Below are 435 nucleotides of genomic sequence, written 5' to 3'. Positions count from 1 at the left end.
TTATTTACCTGTGGTTTCACCACGACGTCGCCGCAACCCAAAGAAAATCGCGACATCACCAACGAGGGTTAATAGCAGGAGGAAACCAAACGCATGTTGCGAACCGATGGCAGTGTTGTGAGCAGAGGTTGAACCGGCTTGAGCCAGCGCCATGATGAGTGAGACGACCGCAGTGCCAAGTGCACCGGCGAATTGTTGTAGGGTGTTGAAGATGGCATTGCCGGCAGTGGTTTGTTCTTGGTGTAACTGAGCTTGTCCGCTTGTCATAATGTTGCCCATTGAAAAACCGGTACCTAGCATGATGAAGGCATAGCCGATCAAGACGATGACCGGGGCTGCGCTTAAGGCTTCAAGGGGTAGCCAGACAATTCCGATGAGCTGTAAGCATAGTCCGATAAAGATAGGGCGTCCAGGACCTAATTTATCGTATAGTTT

The 435-nt window shown here is 50.6% G+C and carries 1 protein-coding gene; it reads right to left on the bottom strand.

Annotated elements, in window-relative coordinates:
- Positions 1–435: MFS transporter (locus tag ERX40_RS11080; RefSeq protein WP_165980762.1), on the bottom strand; the 435-nt coding region annotated here is incomplete at its 5' end.

Source organism: Macrococcus carouselicus, from assembly GCF_004359515.1.
GTDB classification, from domain to species: domain Bacteria; phylum Bacillota; class Bacilli; order Staphylococcales; family Staphylococcaceae; genus Macrococcus; species Macrococcus carouselicus.
The sequence above is the reverse complement of the archived record's forward strand: the minus strand, read 5'-3'. Positions and strand labels throughout refer to the sequence as shown.